Below are 23,937 nucleotides of genomic sequence, written 5' to 3' on the forward strand. Positions count from 1 at the left end.
TTACATCTTTGACGTGATGTACGTGTAATCTTACCGAGATCTTGCCTCCCTTGCTCCCGAAGCTCCCAAAGCCTCCGAAGCCTCCAGACTCCTAACGCGCCCGAATGATTGCCACGTCCACCAATTGAACCTATGCTGAGATCGGTCTGAGGATGGCGAATTCAACGTCATCCATCGATGGAGACCGGGCGATCGTCACGTCCGCATTCCCTCCAGACTGGCTGTTTTAGAACTCATTCAATATGACCTTCAAACAAGCAATCTTGACGGCGCTGACGATCGTGACGACAGCTCTGATCGGATTGTCGTTACTCGGTAGCTGGCAAAAACCTCAAATTCAGGGTCAGCTGGAACTTTCTCAAATTAACTTGGTGCTGCAAGCGGCCCAGTGGCAACCGGAAGAACCGGAACTGGCCGAGTTGCGCGATCGCTTGTTTGGAGAGGAAATCTTTGAGGAAGCGCTGACACAATATCAAGAGGCGCGCGAGTCGGTTACCACCAACATTGCCGAACAGCGCCGCCAACTCGATATGCTCACCCTCAGCGACGTTCCGGCAACTGAAGCCCAAACCCAAGAAATTCAAACGAATCTCGATCGATTAGCAACGCTTGAAGATACCTTAGATTTACGCTTGGGGCTTTTGGAAGCGCGTCAAACTCGTATCGAAGCAGCAGTGTCGAGTTGGCAATCGGCAATCGATCGCGCTCAAAACCGCTCAACGACCAGCGATGCTGGAGACATTGCCAGCGTTTTAGTCGCACTTTGGAGCGATTCCCCTGAGTTACCCTCAGATGCGGATATCTTACTTCAAGCTGGATTATCCGGCTGGTTTCGCAATCGCGCCCTCGATCGACTCTACCAAGTTCAAGGGCGATCGGCTGCGATCGAACAACTCATCGCTTTCGAGCAGCAACGGGCCGAAAGTGCCGTCTACAAACTCGTCCTCATCAACGGGGTTTCGATCGTCGGCTTCATCGTCGGTGTGGGATTGCTCGTATTTTTAATCTGGCAGCGATTTGCCAAAGGCAAAGATTCAATCCTCGTTCTCGACGATCGCCTGCAGTGGGTCGTTCCCTGGAATTGGGAAATCGTCGCCCAGGTGGTGGTGCTCGGTTTCTTCATCACCTTTTTTCTCGGACAAACCATCGCCGCGTTCGCTATCGTCCCCCTCCTCCTCAAACTCTCTGGCTTAAGTGCCATCCTTTCCCCGACTCGGTTGCAAGCCGTTTCTATTTTGGCGAGTTACGCATTAGCCGCGATTGCCGGACTGCTGGTGATGTACCTATCTTTAGAACCCTTCCGACCCCTACCGGAAGATTGGTTTCGCTTTCAAGTGCGGGGAAAAGATTTTTTCTGGGGATTGGGTGGCTATTTCGTCGCCGTTCCCGTCGTCATTGGCATCTCCCTACTCAACCAGCAAATCTGGAAAGGACAAGGGGGCAGCAACCCGATTTTAGAAATTGCCCTCCAGGGACAAGATTGGGTGGCGATCACCTGTTTTTTCCTCACCGCTTCCATTTGCGCCCCCCTATTTGAAGAGTTCATTTTTCGCGGCTTCTTACTTCCGGCCCTTACTAACTATCTCCCGGTGTGGGGGGCAGTGATTGTCAGCAGTTTGGTCTTTGCCATGGCGCACTTGAGTCTGTCGGAAGTGCTACCCTTAGCAACATTGGGCATCGTGTTAGGAGCCGTCTATACTCGATCGCGCAATCTCCTCGCCCCCATCCTCCTTCACAGTTTGTGGAACGGCAGCACCTTACTGAGTTTATTCGTTCTCGGCAGCTCGAATTGAAGAATGGGGACAAGGAGACAAGGAGACAAGGGGACAAGGAGACAAGGGGACAAGGGGACAAGGGGACAAGGAGAAACGGTAGCAAGATGCTCCTTCCTCTGCCCCTGAAGCTCCCGAAGCCCCCAAGAACTAACCAAATTCCACACATTACTACTCGCAAAAACCGTGAAAATCCTGCATCTTTCCGATATCCATATGGGGAGTGGCTTTTCCCACGGACGCACGAATCCGGAAACGGGATTGAATACCCGCCTGGAGGATTTCGTTACTACCCTGGGTCGATGTATCGATCGCGCTTTGTCCGAACCGGTGGATTTGGTACTGTTCGGTGGCGATGCGTTTCCCGATGCCACTCCTCCCCCCTATGTCGCCGAAGCTTTCGCCAGTCAGTTTCGCCGTTTGTCAGAAGCGAAGATTCCCACGGTATTGCTGGTGGGAAATCACGATCGCTATTCTCAAGGACAGGGCAGTGCCAGTTTGTGTATCTATCGGACGTTGGGGGTGCCGGGGTTTGTGGTGGGCGATCGCCTCGAAACCCATCGCATCAACACCGGCAACGGTTCGGTGCAGGTGGTAACTCTCCCCTGGCTGACTCGATCGACGCTGCTAACTCGCCCGGAAACCCACGGTTTATCGATATCCGACGTCAATCAGTTACTTGTCGATCGCCTGCGATTGGCTCTGGAAGGGGAAATTCGCCAACTCGACCCAGAAGTGCCCACGGTGCTGCTGGCCCATCTGATGAGCGATAACGCCACCTTTGGGGCGGAACGGTTTCTGGCGGTGAGTCGGGGATTTACGATTCCCCTCTCGTTGCTGATTCGCCCGGAATTCGATTACATCGCCCTGGGCCACGTCCACAAACACCAGAACCTCAACCCCTCCAATAACCCCCCAATTATCTATCCCGGCAGTATCGAACGGGTGGATTTTAGCGAGGAAAAGGAAGACAAAGGCTACGTATTGCTGGATTTAGAGCGGGGTCGCGCGGATTGGGAGTTTTGCTCCTTGCCAGTGCGAGCTTTCCATACCATTACCGTGGATGCGTCCGATTGCGATGACCCCCAGGAGAAGATTCTCAAAGCGATTGCCAAGAAAAAGATTGCCGATGCGGTAGTGCGTCTCTCCTACAAAATCGGGGCGGATGGCTTAGAGGCGATCGAAATGCCTGCCATCCACGCTGCCCTCAAGGAAGCCCACAACTACACCATCCAACCGGAACTCGTCAGCCAACTCGCTCGACCTCGGGTTCCGGAGTTGGGTATCGGTCGTAGTATCGATCCCATGGTCGCCCTCAATACCTATATTGACAATCGAGACGATCTCCAGGACATTCAGTCGGATTTGCTCGCAGCCGCCGAAAGTTTGCTCTCGGAGGATGGGGAGGTTTGGCAATGTCCGGTGGAGTCGGTGGAACCGGTGGCGGCAAGCGATCGCCCTCAAAACCAATTACGCTTGCTCTAAAGAGTCGATCGCTTTCGGGCACCGAGAAGAATGATGAACGATTCATGAGAAGCAACTCGAAGCTGGTGGCGATTCTGGGTTTTGCAATCGCTCTGTTACCATCTCCGGCATTGGCCAATGCGATCTCACCGGCACTCGCGACCATGTTGTTACACCTTTTTATCGGGAATACAGTCATCGGTTATGTCGAAGCTATTCTCCTGGCAAAATGGTTTCGCACGCCACGGGGTAGAGCTGCTTTAATACTTGTGATTGCTAACTACGCATCTGCTTGGGCCGGATCGTTCTTGCTCGTGAATCGGCTGTCGAAGATGGGGAGCGTTACCCTTGAAAATGCATCTCTTTGGGTTGATTTGTGCGTTTTTGTGGCATTTTTGCTAACGCTACTGGTTGAGTATCCCTTTGTTTGGTTCCTACTTCGCAAGCAAGAAATAGCCGTCCGACAAGCTTTCAAGGCAACACTCATCATAAATAGCATCAGTTATATCATTCTGTTCGTTTTATATGGTTTCAACAGCCACACAAGTCTGGTAACCCAACTCGATGTCGTTCCCTCGGTACAGGTACAACCCCCGGAAGAATACGTTCTGTATTACATGACGACCGATGATAAACAGGTGGTTCGATCGGATCTTGAAGGGAAGCGTCAAGAAATGGTTCAAGATCTCGTTGCAACGGACCGAAATTACCAACTATTGGTTTGTCCAGCTCGAGAAGGTCAGTTTGACCTATTTCTTGGGAATCTGGGAGGTGACAGGCAAGTTATCCTTTCTGATATTGCCTCTATGGTGCCAACTGCCAAATTCTTCGATCTCAATACTTGTATCGTTGATGTTGTCGGACAAGTCCCGAGGTTCACCGATAATACGGATTGGGAGTATCAGACTCGGTTGTTTGGGTTTGGTGGTATTGCAGGCGAGAACGAGAAAGAGAATTTAAGCTTCAATTTTGCCTTTGATACACCATTTATTTCTTGGTCTGTGAGTCATGCAACTCACCTAGCTGGCGATTTTGTTGTCTTTGAGCTGGGTGGCGATCGCATTTGTATCCTTCAGCCTCAAGAGAAGAAAATCGCGTTAATTGCCCGAGGAAAAAACCCGATTGTCGTTAAACCGAAACGGTAGAGACACCCATCACTGCAAACAATCCTACAAATCCTGCTGAAACTTTATACCCCGACTGAAAACTATGCCCAGCCAAACACCCAGCCAAACACCCACCATCCTCGCCTTGGATTTCGATGGCGTTCTCTGTAACGGTTTAATTGAGTATTTTCAGACGGCGTGGCGCGCCTACTGCAAAATTCGATCGCGATCGAACCTAACCCCACCAGAGGGTTTAGCCGAATCCTTCTATCGCCTGCGTCCAGTGATTGAAACGGGGTGGGAAATGCCGGTGCTCATCGAAGCGCAGTTGCAGGGGATTTCCGAAGCGGAGATTTTGCAAAACTGGAGCGAAATCGCCCAAACCCTGGTGGAACGGTACGATCTCGATAAAGCAACGGTGGCAGCCACCCTCGACGGTACCCGAGATGAATGGATTGCAGCAGATTTGCCAGGATGGTTGAGCCTGCACCAATTCTATCCGGGGGTGGTGGAACGATTGCGAGGGGTTATCGATTCTGATGTTCTACCAGTGATTATCACCACCAAAGAGGGACGGTTCGTTCGCTCTCTTCTGGCGGGAGAGGGGATCGAACTTCCCCCTCAGCAACTGTTTGGCAAGGAAACGAAAAAGCCGAAGTATCAAATTTTGCGGGAACTGCGCGATCGATACACCACATCTGAAAGCACCCCCGTTATCTGGTTTATCGAAGATCGCCTGAAAACCCTGCAATTGGTGAGCCAGCAGCCGGATTTAAACGAGATCGAGCTATTTTTGGCGGACTGGGGATACAATACGCAGCGATCGCGAGATTTTGTAGCGAATGATACTTATAGTCGAGTTCATTTGCTTACTTTGAAAAAGTTTAAAAGCGATTTTCAAGTTTGGCTTTAATTTAAATTCTCGGGTCTATCGGCTCGAGCATCTGTAAAACTCTGTAAAATTACGGAGAACTCATATTTGTGTAGTTCTACAGAGGTCATTTTTGATTTTCAAGACTCGCTCCATAAATTTACGAGTCTATCTCGGGCGAAGATGTTCAACTATCCTTAATTTCTTGGAAATTGACTTTCATAATACCAAGAAAGTCAAAATATACTCCGAGTAAATACGAATAGACAAAAATCAGGTAATCAATGCTGGCTTTTTCTCACTTCAGAAAAAAAGTTATCTTTATAAATTTCGTTTAAAGCTGAGTTCAAGATTACTAATACTTGCCCAAGATACTGGCACAAGTCGCTTTAACCAACCAATATCTTGTCAGCTGAATTTCAAAGAAATCAACCATAGACAATTTGGGGGTAAGCGTATAACAATATCTAGTAACGCTTGATTACTTCGAGCGATACAAACAGTAAGTTGGGTTCAACCAACGAGTGCTGTCACTGTAGAAGCTCATTCGTAAAGGACTCCCCATATTCATGGTGAAGTCATATCAGTTTGTACGAAACTTCGCCTAGTAGCAGATACGTGAGCGATAAGCAAAGCAAAACCAACAAGACTTAGTACAGATTCACAACTTGGTTCGGTGTAACGCAAGCAATAAGCAAGATAAAACCAACACAATTAAAGTGCAGCATGATGTTGGTTCGGTGTAACGCAAGCAATTCGATCGAGTAGAACACCAATTAGATCGATCGAGCAGTTATAAATTCCGACGCTTTGCCCATACAGCGGGTTAGCAACAGGAAAACATTCGAAGTAACTAGGGATTATTTAAGGAGCAAAGCAAATGTCCGTTCTTATTGGAGATTCTGGAAGCGACAACACCTCTGGTGGTGGTGATTTCGATCTCATCTTGGGTAAAGGTGGTGACGATACTGTCAGTGGTGGCGCCGGAGGCGATACAGTTAAAGCTGGCGAAGGCGATGATGTTGTCGATGGTGGTACTGGGTCCGACGTTATCCAAGGTGGAGGAGGAGACGATGTCCTCGACGGCGGAAATGGAGGCGATATCGTCCGAGGTGGCGTCGGTTCTGACCAAATTAGCGGTGGTAACGGAAACGATGTCACCGAAGGCGGAATCGGAGCTGACACGATCGATGGTGGTACAGGAGCTGATACCGTCGGTGGTGGTCGAGGCGCAGACGTCCTTGATGGTGGCGCTGGAGCTGACTTCCTCAAAGGTGGCGCTGGCTCAGACACAGTAGATGGTGGCGATGGTTCCGACCGCTTGATGGGTGGAGATGGAAACGATGCTCTCATCGGTGGCGCCGGAGACGATGAACTCAGAGGTGAAGTTGGTGCCGATACCATAGATGGCGGTACCGGGGCTGACGAACTCGCCGGTGGTGAAGGGGCAGACGTCCTCGATGGTGGAAACGGAGCTGATACTCTGAAAGGTGGTAAAGGCGCTGATGTCCTCGATGGCGGCAACGGAGACGACGTTCTCATTGGCGGACGCGGACCCGACACTATGACAGGTGGAGAGGGAGACGATACGTTCGTCGCTCAAGCCCAAATGGGCATGGATACCATTACCGACTTCATGCCGGGTGACGATGTGATTCAGTTGCGCGGCTTCGACAATGATACTCTGCGTGCGGAATTCAGCTCCGTGAGCGGACCGGGAGATGTGGCCGGAGAAGATGCTCTGATTATCTACGACAGCAGCTCGGGTCTGGTGTACTACAATCCCGATGACTCCATCAGTGGGGACGAACAAGCGATCGCTAAGCTCGATCCGGGTCTGAACTTGGATGAGAATGATTTTGAAATCATCTAAGATTTCTGTTGCACGAATACTTAACTCAATTTGATTTTCGCCACAAGCATTTGAGTCAATGTAGGCTTGACAACCTATAGCTCAAATGCTTTTTCCGATCGGAAGTCTCATCGCAAACCGATCGTTAATTCCTAACATAGCTCGATCCTTCGTGAGATCGAGCTTTTTTTCTTGCCCAGCATTCAGGGGTGTTCCCAGGAACGTATATGCCCCATCCGACAAGGGGTCTGACCGCTGTCCACGCTCGTCCTAAGGGACTTGCCAAAAAATAAGATACCGGCTTGCCAACAATCTGCTGTAGGGGTCAACGGCCGCATTCCCCCTACGGTTGGTATGTTATTTTCCCGCAGATCCCTAACCACAACGTCAGTTTTGCTTAAGCCGCCTCGCGAGGATACCAACTCTCGATGACGTTTGGGCGGTCGGCCAGTCGCTCTTCATCGAGGCGGCAACATGGAGTATATCTCTGTGGCCGAGAGAAATATACTCCGTTCCTCATTCCCTTTACCGAATTCTCCCTTCCCCACCCTCACCGGAAACAGTTTTATCCAAAACTGACGTTAACCACAGTGGCGACTGCCGTAACAGGGGTAAGGGATCTTGGGAGGAGTTTGGTTAAGATTTCGTATTATTCCGTAAATCGATCGGGTTACTCGTACGGGCACTATGTGGAACTATGGAGACCTGTTTTATCCGTATTTTTTCGGTTTTGGTTTTCATTCAGCCTCATAAAATCTGAAAATATACGCATAGTATAATTTTAATCTCCTCTTAAAATCAGAGAAAATACGTAATTTGTTCGAGCATTTATTGCACACCGTCAATAAAAACCGAAGAAATACGAGTAGACAAGACCACCAAAAACAGATAAATTCTATTTTTAATAAAATCCAACCGCTAACAAGCATTATCAAAAAACACTAGACATTTTTTTTAAAACTGAGTTAGAATTTGCAAGAAAATACACATGGCTGATGAGGCAATGTAGAATAAGTCAAAATCTACCCGTGTATATACCAGTCGGACCTCTTCGGCTGTTAGGACTTTAGAAGCAAGCATGAAGAACCTAGCATTTGAGTTACAACCTATCAAACGTTAGGTCTTTAATACTTTTTATGGTTTGTAGTACTTTTACCTCGATGACAGTTTAAAGCTGCTAAAAAGTCAAGCCGAACAAACTGAGGATTGGGGCAGCTGTTACTGAGGTCAAGTGCAAGCTATTCAAGGCAATCAAGCAAGAAGCGCACCAATCAAGTTACCAATAGAAATGAAGAAGTAACGCATCCGTGTTGCCCTAGTTTTGAGGTTTTAGATTGGCATGCGCTTGAAGTAACTAGGAATTACTAATCAGGAGCAAAGTATATGTCATTACTGATAGATGGAACGCCGGCTAACGATGATTTTACCGGTAGTGATTGTGACGATACTATAACAGGTGAAGCCGGGTTCGATATTATCCGGGGTAAGCAAGGTAATGATGTCATTGATGGGGGGACCGGAAATGACACCATCCGGGCCGGAATGGACGAAGACCTCGTCTTTGGTGGTGGCGGTGCTGACAGAATTCAAGGTGGTACGGGTAACGATAGTCTTGATGGTGGAGCTGGCGAAGATACTATTCTAGGCGGTACGGGTAACGATCTCATCGAAGGACAAATCGGCAACGACCTTCTAGAAGGCAGAATTGGAGCCGACACGCTTGACGGTGGCGGTGGCAACGATACTGCCCGTGGCGGTCGAGGTGCCGATCTGATTGATGGTGGAGCTGGAGACGATCGACTCTTTGGGGCTGAAGGTCAAGACGTTATCGACGGTGGTGCCGGTGCAGATATGGCTCAGGGGGGAGACGGAAACGATGCTCTCTCCGGTGGCGGCGGAAACGACACCCTCAGAGGTGAAATCGGAGCCGATACCTTAGACGGTGGAGCGGGTGCCGATTTTCTCGCGGGTAACGAAGGTGCAGACGTCCTTAATGGCGGAGCGGGAGATGATACCCTCCGGGGAGGACGCGGTGCCGACATTCTCAACGGTGGCGGTGGAGCAGATGTCCTCCGAGGGGGAGATGGTGTCGACGTGCTAACTGGTGGTGCGGGAGATGATACTTTTACCGCCCAAGCCGGAATGGGAGTCGATATGATTACCGACTTTACCTCGGGTGAAGATGTGCTGCAACTGCGAGGCTTTGATACCCTGCAGGCGACATTCAGCTCGGTTAGCAGTCCGGGAGATGTTGCCGGAGCATCGACTTCGATCGTCTACGATAGCAGCTCGGGTTTGGTGTACTACAATCCCACGGCTACTCCTGGAGACGAGGAAGAAATCGCTCAGCTCGATCCGGGTCTGAGTTTGGACGGCGACGATTTTGAAATCGTCTAAAGTCTGGAGCGAGTCATCGTCGTGTCACGATCTAGCTCGATAATATTTTAGCCAAAGCATTCGAGTGAGAAGGTTTTAAACCCAATACTCGGATGCTTTGTCAGATCTGAAGGAATACGTTATAAGTAATAAGCAAGATGTGCTCTTCCGGTTCGCGCTCGTATCTTGAAAAATCGCCGAGAGCGAAGATTTTGCCCAACCCAATCTATCTGGGGATTTAAATTCTTTTCCCTTCCCCTTGACCCCAGCGCGATATGGTAATTCGGTCTGTCTGAGTCCCGTCAATCTCCGATCGCTCGAATTGGTGCTTGGCAGATTGCACGATCGCCAATTCAAACCCAATGAATTTGGCAATCTTGCGATCGCGTTCGGGCCGATCGCGCTCGAAATGAATGCAATGTCGGCGATCGATGCTAAAAAACGTCAGTTTTGGATAAGACTGTTTCCGGTGAGGGCGGGGAATGGGGAATGGGGAATAAGGATGAAGTACTTTGCTCCCCTGCAACCAGATGTAGCCAGTGCGATCGCTTCGCTCATCAAGAGGCTTGCCAACCGCCCGAATCTCACCCAGAGTCGGCATCCCGTCGACGTCACGGTAGCAAAACTGACGTTAAAAAGGTGAAAATTTTCAATTGCAGTATCCACACTCTCAAACAACAATCGCTCTGGGGGATGGAAAACACCGGTGAATGACCATCACTCCCACCCACTTCAGGCAACGGCATCCTCTCCCCTCTCGTCAGATACGACCCCTGCAAAACTGGGCATTGCCCTCTATGAGAAAGGTTTGGCCGAGCATGAAGCCGGTCAACTCGATCGGGCTGAGGAGAGTTACCGACAGGCACTCGAAGTTTTAGAAACCGATGCACCCAATCGACTCTATATTTACAATAATTTGGGCTGTATCCTTGCAGGGAGAGAACAGTTTGATGGGGCGATGGCGGTCTATCAAGCCGCGCTGAAGATCGATCCCGATTTCCCACCGCTCCACAATAATCTCGGTCGCTTTTGGCAGCTGCAAGGGAATCTCGATCGAGCCGTCGAAGCCTACCGTCGCGCCCTGGAACTCGCACCCGATAACAGTCGAAGCTACAACAACCTCGGTCAAGCCTTACAGCAACAAAACCATCACGCCGAAGCTTTAGCCTACTTCCAATGCGTTCTCCAAATCGACGGCGATCGCATCAAGATTTTGGGAGACTGCGCTCGCGCGGCCCTCGAATGCGGTGAAGTGACCCAAGCCTTGGAATACTTGCATCGTGCCCTCGGGCAGCAACCCGATTGGGTCAATGCTTACTGTGAGCGGATGGCCCAAATCGTTCCCGATAACGATCTCGATCGAATGCGGCAAGCCAGCGGTCAGTTGCTCGATGCCCTGCGCCAAAACCCCAACGACTCGACAGTGCGACAGTCCGCGTGGCAATCTCTACTGGAAGTTTTCTTTTATCGAGGTCGCGTTCAGTTCCAAGCCGGTTGGATCGATCGGGCCGTTCGCGACTATGGCAAAGCCAAAGCCCTGAAACCGGAAGACCCGCAAATCGAGGCAGGACTGCAAACCTGCGCCATCGAGCAACAGCGCCTCAAAACCCGCGAACTCGATTACGATCGAGGTTCTCCCTTGCCTCCGGAACTGCCCCGAGGGGTCTACCGTACCACCCAAGCTTGGTGGGCGGCATCTGGATTGGACGAACGTCATTATATTCAAGTGGATTCTCAGGGTGAAGACTCCTCAAGAAGTTCAGAACATGAGCCAGAAGAGAAGCCATCTCGACCGGATTTGAGCGATCCCCCCTGCCCTGGGGTGAACTGCGATCGATGTTTGAGACGCATTTCGAGGCAGTTCGAGGTTCGTCAACTCGAAACGGGGATTTGGCATTGCCCAGAAGGGGATGTCATGCCATCACCGGAAACCTTCGTGGCGACGATTCCCGAAGGGCGGGTTTGGATGATGCCCCAAGAAAACTGGTGGCAGGTTTGCGAAGCGATCGCCATTATTTCCCCCGATAACCATTTGCTCGCAGATGTCTCGCGGGAATATCCCGGTCAACTTCCCGGATGCGATCGCCACCAACCCCGACAGCATCGCATTTTCCGCGCCCAAAGCCTACCCCCGCTTCAACGAGTTCGAGGAACGGTGGCCGTGGTGGGGGGACTCTCGGCCAACGTCTACTTTCATTGGATGGTGGACGTTCTTCCTCGCTTGGATCTTCTCCGGCGAAGCGATCTTCATTGGGAAGAAATCGATTATTTTCTATTCAATGAAATTCCCCAGCCGTTTGCTCGAGAAAGTTTGAAAAAATTGGGAATTCCCGAATCTAAAATTCTCCAAAGCGATCGCTATTCTCACCTCGTTGCCGATCGATTGGTGGTGCCTTCTTTCCCCGATCGGTTGGGTTGGCTTTCACCGCGATCGCTGCACTTTCTCCGCCGAACGTTTTTACCCCCTCAACCAACACCTACCCCCACCCCCAAACGCCTCTATATCAGCCGCGCCAACGCTCGGTATCGCCGGCTATTTAACGAAACTGAAACCATCGCTCTCCTGGAAACATTTGGTTTTGTCTCCGTTCGTCTGGAAGAATACACTTTAAACGAACAAGTCCTCTTATTTTCCCGAGCCAAAATCATTGTTGCGCCCCATGGTAGCGGATTAACGAATATTATCTTCTGCGAGCCGGGAACTCAAATTATCGAACTCGTTTCTCCCCACTATATTCGGCATTATTTCAGTGCGATTTGTCGCCAATGCGGGTTAAAACATTATGCAATTGCGGCGGAGACTTTACAGTGTACTCCCTTGCGCCAATGGATTTATCCGAGTTCTTTAGCAGAAGATATTTTCATCGATCTGGATATTTTGCGGACTTTTTTGACCAAATATGTTAAAATACGCCCGACTGTTGCATCTCCCTTCACTTCAAACATCGACTGTACCCCCCTCAAACCTATGCCAGTTTCCGATCGCTCTTCCTCTCCCGCGCTTCACCTATACGACCAAGCCCAACTACGATTCGATCGAAAAGAGTTAGACGCGGCGCTGACGATTTGCCAAGAAGCGCTCAAAGTCGATGCCAATTTCCCTCCCACGAATAAATTAATGGGAAATATCCTGCTTGCGCGGGGGCAAGTGGAAGAAGCCAAAAAATATTACCTGCGGGCGATCGAACTCAAGCCGAACTATGGAGAGGCCTACGCAAATTTAGGCTCTCTGGCCGCTCGTCAAAAAGATTGGAAAGCCTCGATTGCCTACTATCAAAAGGCGATCGCCTTTCAGCCAGACCTCGCTGTCGCCCATCGAAATTTAGCAAAAGTCTGGCAAAAGCTGGGTAAAGACGGAGAAGCCATCAACTGCCTTTACAGTGCCTACGAACTCGAGCCGAAATCTTACAAACCCGAAGAACATCTCAACTTGGGTAATACTCTCTTCGAGCAAGGTCAGCTCTCTCAGGCAATTGCCTGCTATCAACGGGCGCTCAAGTTGAATCCTCGGTTGGTGGGTGCGTACCAAAATCTCGCTGAAGCCCTCACCCGACAAGGACGCTTTCAAGACGCCAACAATTACTATCGTCACCTGGTTCGCCAGAATTTAACTCAACCCAAACTTCCGGCTGGGACCCCCGCCCCCTCCGAACGGCGCGAGATCGTTCCTCCTGCGCCAATGGCCGCTCCAGGGAACTCCGGTGCTAGCAGTCCCCTGGTTCCCACTTCCGCGCTACCGACCTACCCTGTCAATCCCGAAACCTCTCCCTGGTTGGCCCTGGCGGCATACGAATATATGGGGCGGGTGCTCGAATCCCAGCAAGAAGTCAACCGCGCTTACAAGCATTTGGGAGAAGCCATCCAACGCCACGAAACACTGTACGAAGAAGGGGTTCGCTATCGAGAAACGGTACGCCAACTCGCTACGGGAATGCCCCTGAGCCATGCTGAAGGGTCGGAAACGGGAGGACTGCGCCGTTGGTTTTCCAGTTTGGTGGGCTTCTTGAGCGGTGCCGCGAAAGCCGAGTCATCTTCCTCGCCGATGCTACCCCCCGCGTATATCGATCGCCGCAGCGAAACAACCCACCAACTGGCGTTAGGTTCCACCCAGTCGATGGCTCAGGAATACGTGGAAACTGGAAATACTTTACTCGGGCACGGTGAAATCGATCGCGCCATCCGATGCTACCAGCGCGCTATTAACCTGAGTCCCAACTTTCCCGAAGCTTACGAGCGCCTGGGGGATGCCCTGAGTAAAGCCGGTCGCGTGGCAGAGGCGGCAATGTACGCTCGCCAAGCCCGAGAACTCAGTGCCACTTCCCTGAAGTACGAAGGCACCATCGAAACGGAACCGACTTTATCCGTGAACGGTGCCCTCAAAATGACACCCGTGCCTCTGGTGACAGATACGAGTTCTGAGGAAATCATCCCGTTATTCGAGCTATCGGGGTTGGGTGCCACCACGGTTTCCGAACCCCCACCGATCCCAGTCGAATCTCCTTACTTGGAGAAAACCGCCGAGCCGACGGTGCCGCCCTCACCCGCTCCCACCGTCAAAGTCATCTCGCCCAAATCTACGGCAGCTTCGGCGGAACCGGGTCATCAAGATCGGGTGGCTGCATACCTGCGCCTGGGCGAGCTTTACATCCAGCAAAAGAATTGGGACGAGGCGATCGAAACTTACCGTCAGGCGAGCGAACTCGATCCTCAGTTATGGCAACCGCGAGAGCGCCTGGGGGATATTGCCGCCGTGCGGGAGCAGTGGGAAGATGCCGAACGCTGGTATCGATCGGTCTTGGAAATCGAACCGACGGCTTGGCAAATTCACAACAAACTTGGAGATCTACTGCAAGCTCAAGGTAAACTCGATGAGGCGATCTTGGCCTATCGTCAAGCGGCTGGATTGAACGGTAGTTCTTCTGGGGATTCGTAAAATGTAAGTCCCTTCGTTAGAATCGAGCGGGCAGTTCGGTAAAGAGTAAAGAAGGTTAATCTTCGCCCGACAAACGACCCGACGAGCGAGATTGAGGTACTGGCGTTATTCAGGCAGTGTCATTGGGACAATTTATCGAGCAATTGCGTCACCCTTTCTTTAATTTCATCGCGAACTCGGTGAAAGGTGGATAGTGGTTGTCCGTCGGGATCGTCGAGGAACCAATCTTCAAAGATTGCGCGCGATATCCATTCTGGAGGTAAATTGACCCCACAACCACACATGGAAATCACTGCGTCGTAGTTGGTGGCTTGAAACTGGCTTAAGGGATTAGAAGTTTGACTGGTAATATCGATGCCAATTTCTGCCATTACTTCAATCGCCGTGGGGTGAACGCGGGAGGCTTCTAATCCAGCACTGGTGACTTCGATTTTACCGGTTCCGAGTTTTCGGGCAAAGCCTTCTGCCATTTGCGATCGGCAGGAGTTTTTTCTACAAACGAAGATGACTTTTTTCATAAATCCTCGTACTTGAAATTTGCTATAACCATTCGCGCTCTTTACATTACACTTTTTCAGTAATGGAGAATGGGGAATGCAAAAGATAGCCGTATTTAGTCGCGTTAGGACAATAAATAGTGCGAATGCGAGTGCCTGTGCGTTCGCACAAACATCTTGCTTGCGTTCCCAACAATCCTATCGCTAAGAATGTCCTAACCAAAGTGCATACCGCTGTACCCATTTCTTCAATGGTGTAAAGAAACTGTGGGGGGAGCCAAGCGGAGGGGTTGTCCTATCCATAACATATCCCGGACTGATGTTACTTACATCCACTCAGACAACGGGGATCGAGTAATGTCGCTTTTTGGGGTTCTCGGGGAAACCAAAAGGCTGTTTTCTGGCAAAATTTGACCAGTGCGAGCATCACGGGAACTTCGATGAGTACGCCGACGACGGTAGCAAGTGCCGCACCAGAATTTAAGCCGAATAACATCACAGCCGTCGCGATCGCCACTTCAAAATGATTGCTTGCCCCAATTAAGGCTGCCGGGGCAGCATCTTCGTAACTCAAGTTTAGTTTTAAAGCGGCGACATAGGTTATCAGAAAAATAAAGTTGGTTTGCAAAAATAAGGGAACGGCGATGAGAAAAATGTGTAAAGGATTACTGACGATGAGTTCCCCTTTGAAGGCAAAGAGCAAGACTAAAGTGGTTAATAAAGCAGCGATCGAGATGGGACTTAGATAGTGCAGGAACTTCTCCTCAAACCATTTTCTGCCTTTATTTTTTAAGATCCAGTAACGGCTGTAGGTTCCGGCTAATAGGGGAAAACCCACGTAAATTAACACTGAGAAAACAATCGTTTGCCAGGGAACGGTGAGATTATTTGCCGATAGCAACCACTTTCCGAGGGGTGCGTATAAAAAGAGCATCGCCAGGGAATTCACCGCCACCATCACTAAGGTATGACCTTGATTGCTGTAGGATAAATATCCCCACATCAGCACCATTGCCGTACAGGGGGCAATTCCGAGTAAAATCGCGCCGGCAATATAGGAGTCTGCTAGAGAGATTTCAACCCCACGAATGATTTCTGTCGCTTTCAGGAACGGACTGAATAAGTAACCGAGAAAAAACTGCGCGAAAAACACCATAGTGAAGGGTTTAACGAGCCAATTTATAATTAATGTGAGAAGGACGGGTCGGGGAGCACGGGCGGCTTTAGCGGCTTGGGAAAAATCAATTTTAACCATGATGGGATACATCATGAAAAAGAGACAAATGGCAATGGGAATCGAAACGTTATAGATGCTCATGCGATCGAGCGTCTGGGCGACTCCCGGAAGCATTTTTCCCAAGCCAATGCCAATCACAATACAGAAAAACACCCAAACCGTTAAATATTTTTCAAAGATATTCAGTCGACCGCCGGCTTGGACGGCTTTGGGATTAATTCGAGAAGAGTTTGCAGTCATTTTAGATGCATGAATTGAAGAGATTCATAAGATTTCGATCGAGTCGGGAAGCTCGAGATTATCGATCGAATTATTCGATTTCATACCGATGTAGAGATACTACCTCCACTGCTGAATTCTCAGTTTTGAATCGATGTCTCCAATCGGGCGATCGAGCTCGGGAACGAACGCCTAGGTGAACCTGACTTTGGCAAGCGCTCGATCTGCTCTGCCATATCAATAAAAATTGATGTATTGAGTTAAAAGTAGTCTAGTTTATAAAGCTCAATTTGCCAATACACTCCTTAAAATCGATCCTTCAAGAGGGTGAGTCGCACGATCGAGCCGGTCGTATGGGACTGAAACGCCGGTAGTCGGCGAGGTATTGTTCTAAGGCAACGAGCTGGGGTAAATTGAGGCTGTAGTAAATCCAGCGTCCCTCTTGGCGAGCGCGAACCAATTCCGCATCTTTAAGGACTTTGAGGTGAAACGACAGCTTCGATTGGGCAGTTTCGAGGCGATCGCACAAATCGCACACGCAATGCTCTTCTTGGCGCAGCAGTTCTAAAATTTGCAATCGTAGGGGATCGGACAGGGCGCGAAACCCCAAAACAATTAAATTTGATGGAATAGGAACGCTCGATCGCATCAAGTTTTTTTAAGCAACAGTAGCGATCGTAACAGGGATCGATCGGTGAGTTTTGTATCGCAGCAGCAATTCCACTCTCGACCGCTATATTGAAGATCGATCTTCATTGAGGGGAATGGGTTCCATGAGTGCCACAGCGAAATTGATTGAAGTCTTCTCGGCTATTCAGGGAGAAGGAGCGAACGTGGGGACGCGACAAATTTTTATCCGGTTTGCCGGGTGCGATTTGCGTTGCTCTTTTTGCGATAGCGCCCAGACTTGGATGACCCCCGAGACGTGTCGCATCGAACGGACTCCCGGAGAACGAGATTTTGAAGTGCGCGCTAACCCCGTGGCGATGGAGGATTTGCTGGCTTGGGTGGATGGGCAAAATCGTCCCAGACTGCACGATAGTATCAGTATTACCGGGGGCGAACCGCTACTCCACGCCCGCTTTTTAGGCGAGTTTTTGCCCCAAGTCCGCCAGCGTACGGGTTTGCCGATTTACTTGGAAACAGCCGGTCATCGTCCCCAGCAACTGGTGGAAATTTTGCCCTACTTGGATATGGTGGGCATGGATATCAAACTACCCAGCGTTAGTGGGGAAACCTGGTGGGAAGAACACGAGCGATTTATCGAACTCTGTTGCGATTCACCGGTCGAGGTCTTCGTCAAACCGATCGTCTGCGATCGCACCGTGCCTGCAGAGTTGGAGAAAACGGCGCAGCTGGTGGCAAAGGCAAGCAAGAAAATTCCAGTTTTTTTACAACCGGTCACCCCACTCTCACCCGAATTACGTCAGAAAAACCAAGATTTGAGAACGATCGAACCGAAGGTTGCGATTCAAGCATCCCAGGAGGCTCCCTCTCCGGAGAAAGTACTGGCGTGGCAAACCTTAATGAAGCGTTGGCTCGATAACGTACGGGTGGTACCGCAAACTCACAAAATGCTCGGTCAACTATAGTATTTTCAACAGGGGTTTGCGAGGTATTTCCATGGGAGACTTTCAGGAGGCTCAAACCTTGGAGAAAGTACTGCCATCACAGCTTTTGATGAGAGTTTGCTGAATTTTGTAGAAGCAGTCGGATACACTACTGAATAGTTAGCCAATTATAGCATTTTTCACTGTAGTTTGGGATACAAAAAACGCGAAATGCAAGCTGGATTGATGGCAGTGCATGGAGAGATTAGCTTCCTTGCGCAGTAGCAAACCGACCAAAATTCAAGGAGCGCCACCTATCCTCCGGTAGAAATAAATCGATGGTATCCATCGATACAATTGGGATCGGGCTTAATGACTGTAGCGGTAAAAAGTAAGTTACCGTTGAAGTAAAATCGGATAAATTCCATGGGGACAAACAAAGCGATCGAGTCTTGATGCTTGAGGCAGTTAAAATTCCGAGAAATTAATAGACATCAATAACACAATTTGGTAGTATTTAATATGCGATAGAGAAGTTTCATTACCTCAAGGATGAAAAAGAACAATCTGAAGTTTAGCTTCAAGTTTGACTTTCTTTTTCATCCTGTTTTTTTTGACCTCTTTCCCTTGAAGGGTAAGTCTCCTCGCCCTAAAACCAAAAGATTGCGGTAGAATTTGGGCTACAACTTCTCAAGACGATCGTGGACTGGACCATTCCCCTCAAATCCCAACAGCGCGATTTTCTCGCCCGTCTGAATTCGATTTCGATCGACGAATCTTCTTCTTTAATTCATAGTGCGATCCCAGGATGCCATCGGGAAGAGATGGTGGTATCGGGCGATCGCGTTCGAGAACTGCGAGCCCTGTGCCGACAGCTGATTCTCGAATCCGATCCGTCTTGCCCGGTACGCGAACTCCTGCAAATTTATCTCAGGGCGCAATTAGCCCGCGAAGCCATTTCCAGTTTCTGTGCCAATGTGTTGCAGCCAACGGATTCGATCGAGCAAGTGGGAAATCCAACCCTCGCCGACTTTACCCTCAAGACTCAATCCGATCGGACCCAAACCCGCATGGGAATTCGGGTGAAGGCGATCGAACAGAAGAGGGAAGAGGATGGGGAAAACACCTGCTGGTGCTGGTCGACCGCAGAAATTGAAACCTGCGAGGCGATCGCCTGCGTTCTGATTCGAGAACCCGTTAACGAGATCGCGGAAGAATACCATCTCGTTCTAGCTGGGTTTTTGCCATCGAATCTCCTATCACTTCCCGGAGATGAAATTCGTTTGGGAATGGAAGACTTACTGTATAGTGGTGGCTTTCGCGGCTATCTTGAGGGTCTCGCACCGGAACCCGAATCGGGGGAAGACTCCCAAACCTCCGACTGGCTGCGTCCTTTAATGGCGGCTTCCAACTACGGATATCCACTCGCGATCGCTGCAGACGGTAGGACCCTCGCCAGTTGCGGTTACGATGGCAACATTCAGATTTGGCAACTCGATAACCCGCAATCGATCGAAACGATCGCGGGGTACAGTGGGTCTGGGCGTGCCGGTGCGATGGGTTCTGGGATGCAAACCACCGGCAGTGGCGATCGCGCCTTGGAGGTCTCGCAAGCCAGTTCGGGACAACGTTCGTGTACCGTTACCGGTCATGCCAGTGGTGTGAGTGCCATCTCCCTGACTCCAGACGGCCGAACCTTAATCGGGGGTGGCTTCGACGGTATTATTAATGTTTGGCAGCTTCCCTCCGGCGACCTCCAGCACAGTTTAGCGGCACATTTGGGCACAGTTGCCCCCATTGCCATTCGTGCCGACGGGCGGATTTTTGTAACGGGTGGTACCGATGGCACCATCAAATGCTGGCGAGTGGAGGATGGGCAATGCTTGCGGGAGTTTTCGACTCAGGGGGAACCGGTGGCTGCTTTAGCAATTCGAGCCGATGGCGGGGCGATCGCCGGTGGATTTGCCGATGGCACTATTAAAATTTGGAATTTTGTCACGGGAGAACTGCAACAGACTCTCTCCGCTCATGGGGGTTGCGTGCGGGGATTAATATTTGGGGAAGGCGGAGTGCTCGCCAGTAGCAGCATCGAACCGACGGTGAAGGTTTGGGATTTGCCAAGAAAGGCAGTAGAGCAGACCCTCACCGGTCATCTAGATCCCATTGTGGCCATTTCTCCCAATCCCGACGGGCAGCGAATCGAGGTGAGTTTATTGCGGGATCGGAGTCTTGGATCGGGTTGAATGAAAATTTACGATAGTGCCTGCGGAATTTGCTTCAAATTCCTAATAACGCCATGTGCAACTTAATTCTCCAAAATCCTCTCGCACGGGGGGAAGGGGGAATGGGAAAAGGGGGATTTTTCGACTCGCTTGAAAGGATGGTGAGCGCAAAAAGAGCGCACACCGCGTTAATACTGTAAGAGAGTAAACTTTCATCGGATTCTCGATCGGAATCTGACACCCAATCGCGATACTCTTTTAAAACTTTCTGAATTGACTGGCGATAGGTTTTTAATGTATCCACGTTAGAACCTCCTTCTTATTCATATCAACAGTAACGATCGAAACTTTATTTTGCTCGACAACCAGTCGAATCGACGCTCGGTTGAAAAAATTTTTGTAGGTGCTTTCTTTCACCGCCAGATCGAGCTGATATTCGGGCTCGGTTACAGATAAAAGATTGCGATATAGAATGTATTGCCCTAATGCATTCTCAAAATCCCGCATTGGGGAAGGTCCCAGAAAACTTTTGACCTCAACGACAATTTTTTGCCCCCACTGCTCGGCAGCAATAATTCGTTCGGCTGCCAGATCGGCAAATAGGGGACTTGCCAAAAAATAAGAGACCAGCTTGCCAACGACTTGCTGTAGGGGTCAACGGCTGCATTCCCCCTACGATTGGTATATTATTTTCTCGCAGATCCCTAGATTGGCATCTTCATCTTTAATTTTGTAGGGATCGGCAGTAATTCGCCAACCATCTTTGACTAATGCGGACTTAACCGCATCACGATCGACATCTCTAGCTGGCATATCCTTTTCAACCCCAAAGAGCAAGCGAGATCTCAATCTTAAAGGAATTTCCGATCTCTAAAAGCCATCCCCTCCTCCCACCTACCTCACCGCACATCATCAGTATCTCGCCCAACTTGATATCATCGGGGCAAGAGGTTTCGGGAGGGTGCGATGAGCCATTGGTATCGGGAAAATATTGAAGAGGTCGTCCGGCAACTAGAGACAGATCTCGATCGCGGCTTGAGTGAAGCCGAATCCGAGGTGCGATTGCAGCAATACGGCCCCAACCAACTCATCGAAACCGGACGCAAATCCCCCTGGAGTATCCTCTGGGAACAACTTTCCGCACCGTTGGTAGTGATGCTGATTGTCGCAGCGGCCATCTCGGCAGCATTAGGGGATGCCAAAAACGCGATCGCCATTGGGGCAATTGTTATCCTCAATGCAGTCCTGGGGTTTCGTCAAGAGTACCAAGCAGAACGGGCGATGGCGGCTTTGAAACGATTGGCAATGCCCACAGTTCGGGTGCGGCGAGAAGGACAAGTGAGGGAGATGGCCGCCGATACCCTGGTTCCGGGGGATATTCTGCTGTTGGAGGCGGGAAACCTGGTTCCGGCAGACGGACGCTTAGTGGAAAGTGCAAACCTGAAAATTCAGGAGGCGACCCTGACGGGAGAATCGGAACCGGTGGAAAAGGACGCGACGTTGGTGTGTTCCACTGAGTTACCCCTAGGCGATCGACGCAACACCATCTACCGAGGGACGATCGTCACCTACGGTCGGGGAACGGTCGTGGTCACTGAGACGGGCATGCAGACGGAGTTGGGACGCATTGCCAGCCTCATCGGTCAGGTCGCTTCCGAACAAACCCCCTTACAAAAACGATTGGAACAGTTAGGCAAAGTCATCGGTGCGATCGCCTTTGCCCTTTCTGTCGTTATCCTGATTTTGGGACTCCTGCGGGGGGAACCCTTGACCCTGATGCTACTAACGGCGGTCAGTTTGGCGGTGGCGGTGATTCCCGAAGGATTGCCAGCCGTGGTAACGATCGCCCTGGCGTTGGGGGCCCAGCGAATGCTCGATCGCAACGCCTTGGTGCGTAACCTGCCAGCGGTGGAAACCTTGGGTTCGGTGACCACCATCTGTTCCGATAAAACCGGGACGCTGACGGAAAATCGGATGACTGTCGCGGTGCTGGATGTAGCCGACGAATCCATCGATCCCATTTCTAAAACCGATCGCCCTGGAATTTCTTTAGACGCGATCGCCCCCAAAATCCAAGACAGCACAGAAGGCGGGGCGATCGCCCTGTTACTCGCCGGTGGGGCACTATGTAACGATGCGGTGTTGGAAGCCGGAGAAGCGTGCGCCATCGGCGACCCCACGGAAACCGCGATCGTGGTAGCAGCAGCCAAGGCAGGATTGCCCGAATCCGAACTCGATCGCCTCTTCCCTCGCATCGATGAAGTTCCCTTCGATTCCGATCGCAAATTGATGACCACCTTGCATCGCTGCGTCGCCACTGCCGAAAAACTGCCGAAAAGTCTGGCTTGCCTGGGAAATCTCCATCCCACGGGTAGCATCCCCGAATATTGGGTATTTACCAAAGGTTCCCTTGCCAGTTTGCTGGATATTTCCACCCGCGTTTGGGTGGGCGATCGCATCGAACCCCTGAACCCTACCTGGCGCGATCGCCTCGAAACCGCACACGATCGCCTTGCAGATGATGGGATGCGCGTGTTAGCCACGGCTTTTCGCCCCCTCGACGAGGTTCCCAAAGATGCGATCGCCCTCGAAGGAGATTCGATCGTTATCGGATTGATGGGAATGCTCGATCCGGCGCGATCGGAAGTCCGAGATGCGGTGCGAACCTGCCAAAATGCGGGAATTCGGGTGGTGATGATTACCGGCGACCATCCCCTCACTGCCCGCCACATCGCTCGCGAGTTGGGCATCACCATTGAAGGTAACCTCCTCACCGGGCAAGAATTGGCGCGTTTGTCCCCATCGGAGTTAGCGGCGCAGGTGGAGTCCGTGGATGTCTACGCGCGAGTTTCTCCCGAAGACAAACTCAACATCGTGCGAGGATTGCAGGAGCGGGGTCATATTGCCGCTATGACGGGCGATGGGGTCAATGATGCTCCCGCCCTCAAAAAAGCAGATATCGGGGTGGCAATGGGCATTACCGGCACGGATGTCGCCAAAGAAGCAGCGGATATCGTCCTCCAGGATGATAACTTTGCCACCATCGTCGCTGCGGTAAAGGAAGGACGGGTAATATACGACAATATCCGCAAGTTTATTAAATACACCCTCTCCGGTAATGGCGGTCAACTGTGGCTGATTCTGTTCGCGCCGTTTTTGGGAATGCCGCTCCCCCTGCAACCCTTGCAAATTCTGTGGATTAATCTGATTGGCGACGGCATCATGGCGTTGGCGTTGAGCGTGGAACCGGCCGAACGCAACATCATGCAGCGTCCCCCCTACAAACCCGATGAAAGTATCTTCAGTCGCGGAGTGGGCTGGGATATTGCCTGGGTAGGGTTGTTTTTGGGAGGAATTTTATTGGCGATCGCCGATCGATATTGGAGCGCAGATGCAGTCAACTGGCAAACGATGGTCTTTGCCACCCTGGCATTTTCTCGCATTTGGCTGGGGCAAACCATGCGATCGGAACGGGATTCGGTGTTTAGAATTGGTCTATTTTCCAATAAACCCCTAGTTGGGGCAACGCTACTCACCTTTGGATTGCAACTTGCAGCAATTTACGTGCCGTTTCTCCAAGGCTTCTTCGGTACGAGTGCTCTCTCCACGGGAGATTTTGCCATTGCCTTTGCAGTGAGTACTCTGGCGTTTTGGGCTTTGGAGTTGAAGAAAGCGATCGTTCGGTAAGTGGGAGATGGGAATGGGGGAGAGAATTAAAAATGCGCGCAGGGGGAAGGGAGAAGGGAAAGAGCATCGCAACTGACCCATTGTCCATTGTCCATTACACTCTCCCCTTTCAAAAAACACTTGCTGCAATATGGTTAAAGAATGTTGGAGA

Annotated in this window: 14 protein-coding genes and 1 pseudogene; 10 read left to right on the forward strand and 5 right to left on the reverse strand. The window is 50.7% G+C overall.

All coding sequences use genetic code 11. The features are described from left to right. Positions 1-242 precede the first annotated feature (242 nt). From AC2215_RS10630 to AC2215_RS10655, 6 genes are all read left to right on the forward strand, one after another. The gene (locus AC2215_RS10630) at positions 243-1,793 is read left to right on the forward strand and encodes a CPBP family intramembrane glutamic endopeptidase (RefSeq protein WP_486809968.1); all 1,551 of its coding nucleotides are present in this window, start codon (positions 243-245) and stop codon (positions 1,791-1,793) included. 165 nt (positions 1,794-1,958) lie between these two features. After that, positions 1,959-3,257, forward strand: coding sequence for an exonuclease subunit SbcD (gene sbcD, locus AC2215_RS10635; protein ID WP_486809969.1), 1,299 nt, complete (start codon positions 1,959-1,961; stop codon positions 3,255-3,257). 44 nt (positions 3,258-3,301) lie between these two features. Further along, on the forward strand, positions 3,302-4,381 hold the full coding sequence (locus AC2215_RS10640; protein ID WP_486809970.1) for a hypothetical protein: 1,080 nt from the start codon (positions 3,302-3,304) through the stop codon (positions 4,379-4,381). Positions 4,382-4,445: 64 nt separating this feature from the next. Next, positions 4,446-5,255, forward strand: coding sequence for an HAD family hydrolase (locus AC2215_RS10645; RefSeq protein ID WP_486809971.1), 810 nt, complete (start codon positions 4,446-4,448; stop codon positions 5,253-5,255). A gap of 838 nt (positions 5,256-6,093) precedes the next feature. Next, the gene (locus tag AC2215_RS10650; RefSeq protein WP_486809972.1) at positions 6,094-7,086 is read left to right on the forward strand and encodes a calcium-binding protein; all 993 of its coding nucleotides are present in this window, start codon (positions 6,094-6,096) and stop codon (positions 7,084-7,086) included. Between the two features lie 1,362 nt (positions 7,087-8,448). Further along, positions 8,449-9,462 carry a calcium-binding protein gene (locus tag AC2215_RS10655; protein ID WP_486809973.1) on the forward strand — a complete coding sequence of 338 codons (1,014 nt, stop codon included), beginning with the start codon at positions 8,449-8,451 and terminating at the stop codon, positions 9,460-9,462. Between the two features lie 217 nt (positions 9,463-9,679). Here AC2215_RS10655 and AC2215_RS10660 read toward each other — a convergent pair whose 3' ends face one another. Continuing rightward, positions 9,680-10,042: a hypothetical protein gene (locus AC2215_RS10660; RefSeq protein WP_486809974.1), complete on the reverse strand. Its 363-nt coding sequence runs from the start codon at positions 10,040-10,042 to the stop codon at positions 9,680-9,682. Between the two features lie 105 nt (positions 10,043-10,147). Between AC2215_RS10660 and AC2215_RS10665 the strand changes: the two genes are divergently transcribed. Further along, a complete protein-coding gene (locus AC2215_RS10665) occupies positions 10,148-14,374 on the forward strand; it encodes a tetratricopeptide repeat protein (RefSeq protein WP_486809975.1) in 4,227 nt (1,408 codons plus the stop codon). A 119-nt stretch (positions 14,375-14,493) separates the two neighbouring features. Here AC2215_RS10665 and arsC read toward each other — a convergent pair whose 3' ends face one another. From arsC to AC2215_RS10680, 3 genes are all read right to left on the reverse strand, one after another. Continuing rightward, a complete protein-coding gene (gene arsC / locus AC2215_RS10670; RefSeq protein WP_486809976.1) occupies positions 14,494-14,892 on the reverse strand; it encodes an arsenate reductase, glutathione/glutaredoxin type in 399 nt (132 codons plus the stop codon). Between the two features lie 301 nt (positions 14,893-15,193). Beyond that, positions 15,194-16,348 (reverse strand): ACR3 family arsenite efflux transporter, encoded by a 1,155-nt coding sequence (gene arsB, locus AC2215_RS10675; protein WP_486809977.1) that lies wholly within the window; start codon positions 16,346-16,348, stop codon positions 15,194-15,196. A gap of 298 nt (positions 16,349-16,646) precedes the next feature. Continuing rightward, on the reverse strand, positions 16,647-16,976 hold the full coding sequence (locus AC2215_RS10680; protein ID WP_486809978.1) for an ArsR/SmtB family transcription factor: 330 nt from the start codon (positions 16,974-16,976) through the stop codon (positions 16,647-16,649). A 124-nt stretch (positions 16,977-17,100) separates the two neighbouring features. Between AC2215_RS10680 and AC2215_RS10685 the strand changes: the two genes are divergently transcribed. Then, positions 17,101-17,919 (forward strand): 7-carboxy-7-deazaguanine synthase QueE, encoded by an 819-nt coding sequence (locus tag AC2215_RS10685; RefSeq protein ID WP_486809979.1) that lies wholly within the window; start codon positions 17,101-17,103, stop codon positions 17,917-17,919. Between the two features lie 659 nt (positions 17,920-18,578). Further along, positions 18,579-20,120, forward strand: a complete 1,542-nt coding sequence (locus AC2215_RS10690) for a WD40 repeat domain-containing protein (RefSeq protein WP_486809980.1) — start codon at positions 18,579-18,581, stop codon at positions 20,118-20,120. Between the two features lie 270 nt (positions 20,121-20,390). Here AC2215_RS10690 and AC2215_RS10695 read toward each other — a convergent pair. Then, positions 20,391-20,912: pseudogene (locus AC2215_RS10695) on the reverse strand (XisH family protein). A 153-nt stretch (positions 20,913-21,065) separates the two neighbouring features. Between AC2215_RS10695 and AC2215_RS10700 the strand changes: the two are divergent. Beyond that, entirely contained in the window at positions 21,066-23,786 is a 2,721-nt protein-coding gene (locus tag AC2215_RS10700) for a cation-translocating P-type ATPase (protein WP_486809981.1), read from the forward strand. Positions 23,787-23,937: the final 151 nt, after the last annotated feature.

The sequence above is a fragment of the Zarconia sp. genome (genome assembly GCF_057467645.1).

What these genes read in the sequence shown, in the direction of transcription:
- AC2215_RS10630 (WP_486809968.1), top strand. Translation starts at nt 243, where the DNA reads ATGACCTTCAAACAAGCAATCTTGACGGCGCTGACGATCGTGACGACA.
- AC2215_RS10640 (WP_486809970.1), top strand. Translation starts at nt 3,302, where the DNA reads ATGAGAAGCAACTCGAAGCTGGTGGCGATTCTGGGTTTTGCAATCGCT.
- AC2215_RS10645 (WP_486809971.1), top strand. Translation starts at nt 4,446, where the DNA reads ATGCCCAGCCAAACACCCAGCCAAACACCCACCATCCTCGCCTTGGAT.
- AC2215_RS10650 (WP_486809972.1), top strand. Translation starts at nt 6,094, where the DNA reads ATGTCCGTTCTTATTGGAGATTCTGGAAGCGACAACACCTCTGGTGGT.
- AC2215_RS10655 (WP_486809973.1), top strand. Translation starts at nt 8,449, where the DNA reads ATGTCATTACTGATAGATGGAACGCCGGCTAACGATGATTTTACCGGT.
- AC2215_RS10660 (WP_486809974.1), bottom strand. Translation starts at nt 10,042, where the DNA reads ATGCCGACTCTGGGTGAGATTCGGGCGGTTGGCAAGCCTCTTGATGAG.
- arsC (WP_486809976.1), bottom strand. Translation starts at nt 14,892, where the DNA reads ATGAAAAAAGTCATCTTCGTTTGTAGAAAAAACTCCTGCCGATCGCAA.
- arsB (WP_486809977.1), bottom strand. Translation starts at nt 16,348, where the DNA reads ATGACTGCAAACTCTTCTCGAATTAATCCCAAAGCCGTCCAAGCCGGC.
- AC2215_RS10680 (WP_486809978.1), bottom strand. Translation starts at nt 16,976, where the DNA reads ATGCGATCGAGCGTTCCTATTCCATCAAATTTAATTGTTTTGGGGTTT.
- AC2215_RS10685 (WP_486809979.1), top strand. Translation starts at nt 17,101, where the DNA reads ATGAGTGCCACAGCGAAATTGATTGAAGTCTTCTCGGCTATTCAGGGA.
- AC2215_RS10700 (WP_486809981.1), top strand. Translation starts at nt 21,066, where the DNA reads ATGAGCCATTGGTATCGGGAAAATATTGAAGAGGTCGTCCGGCAACTA.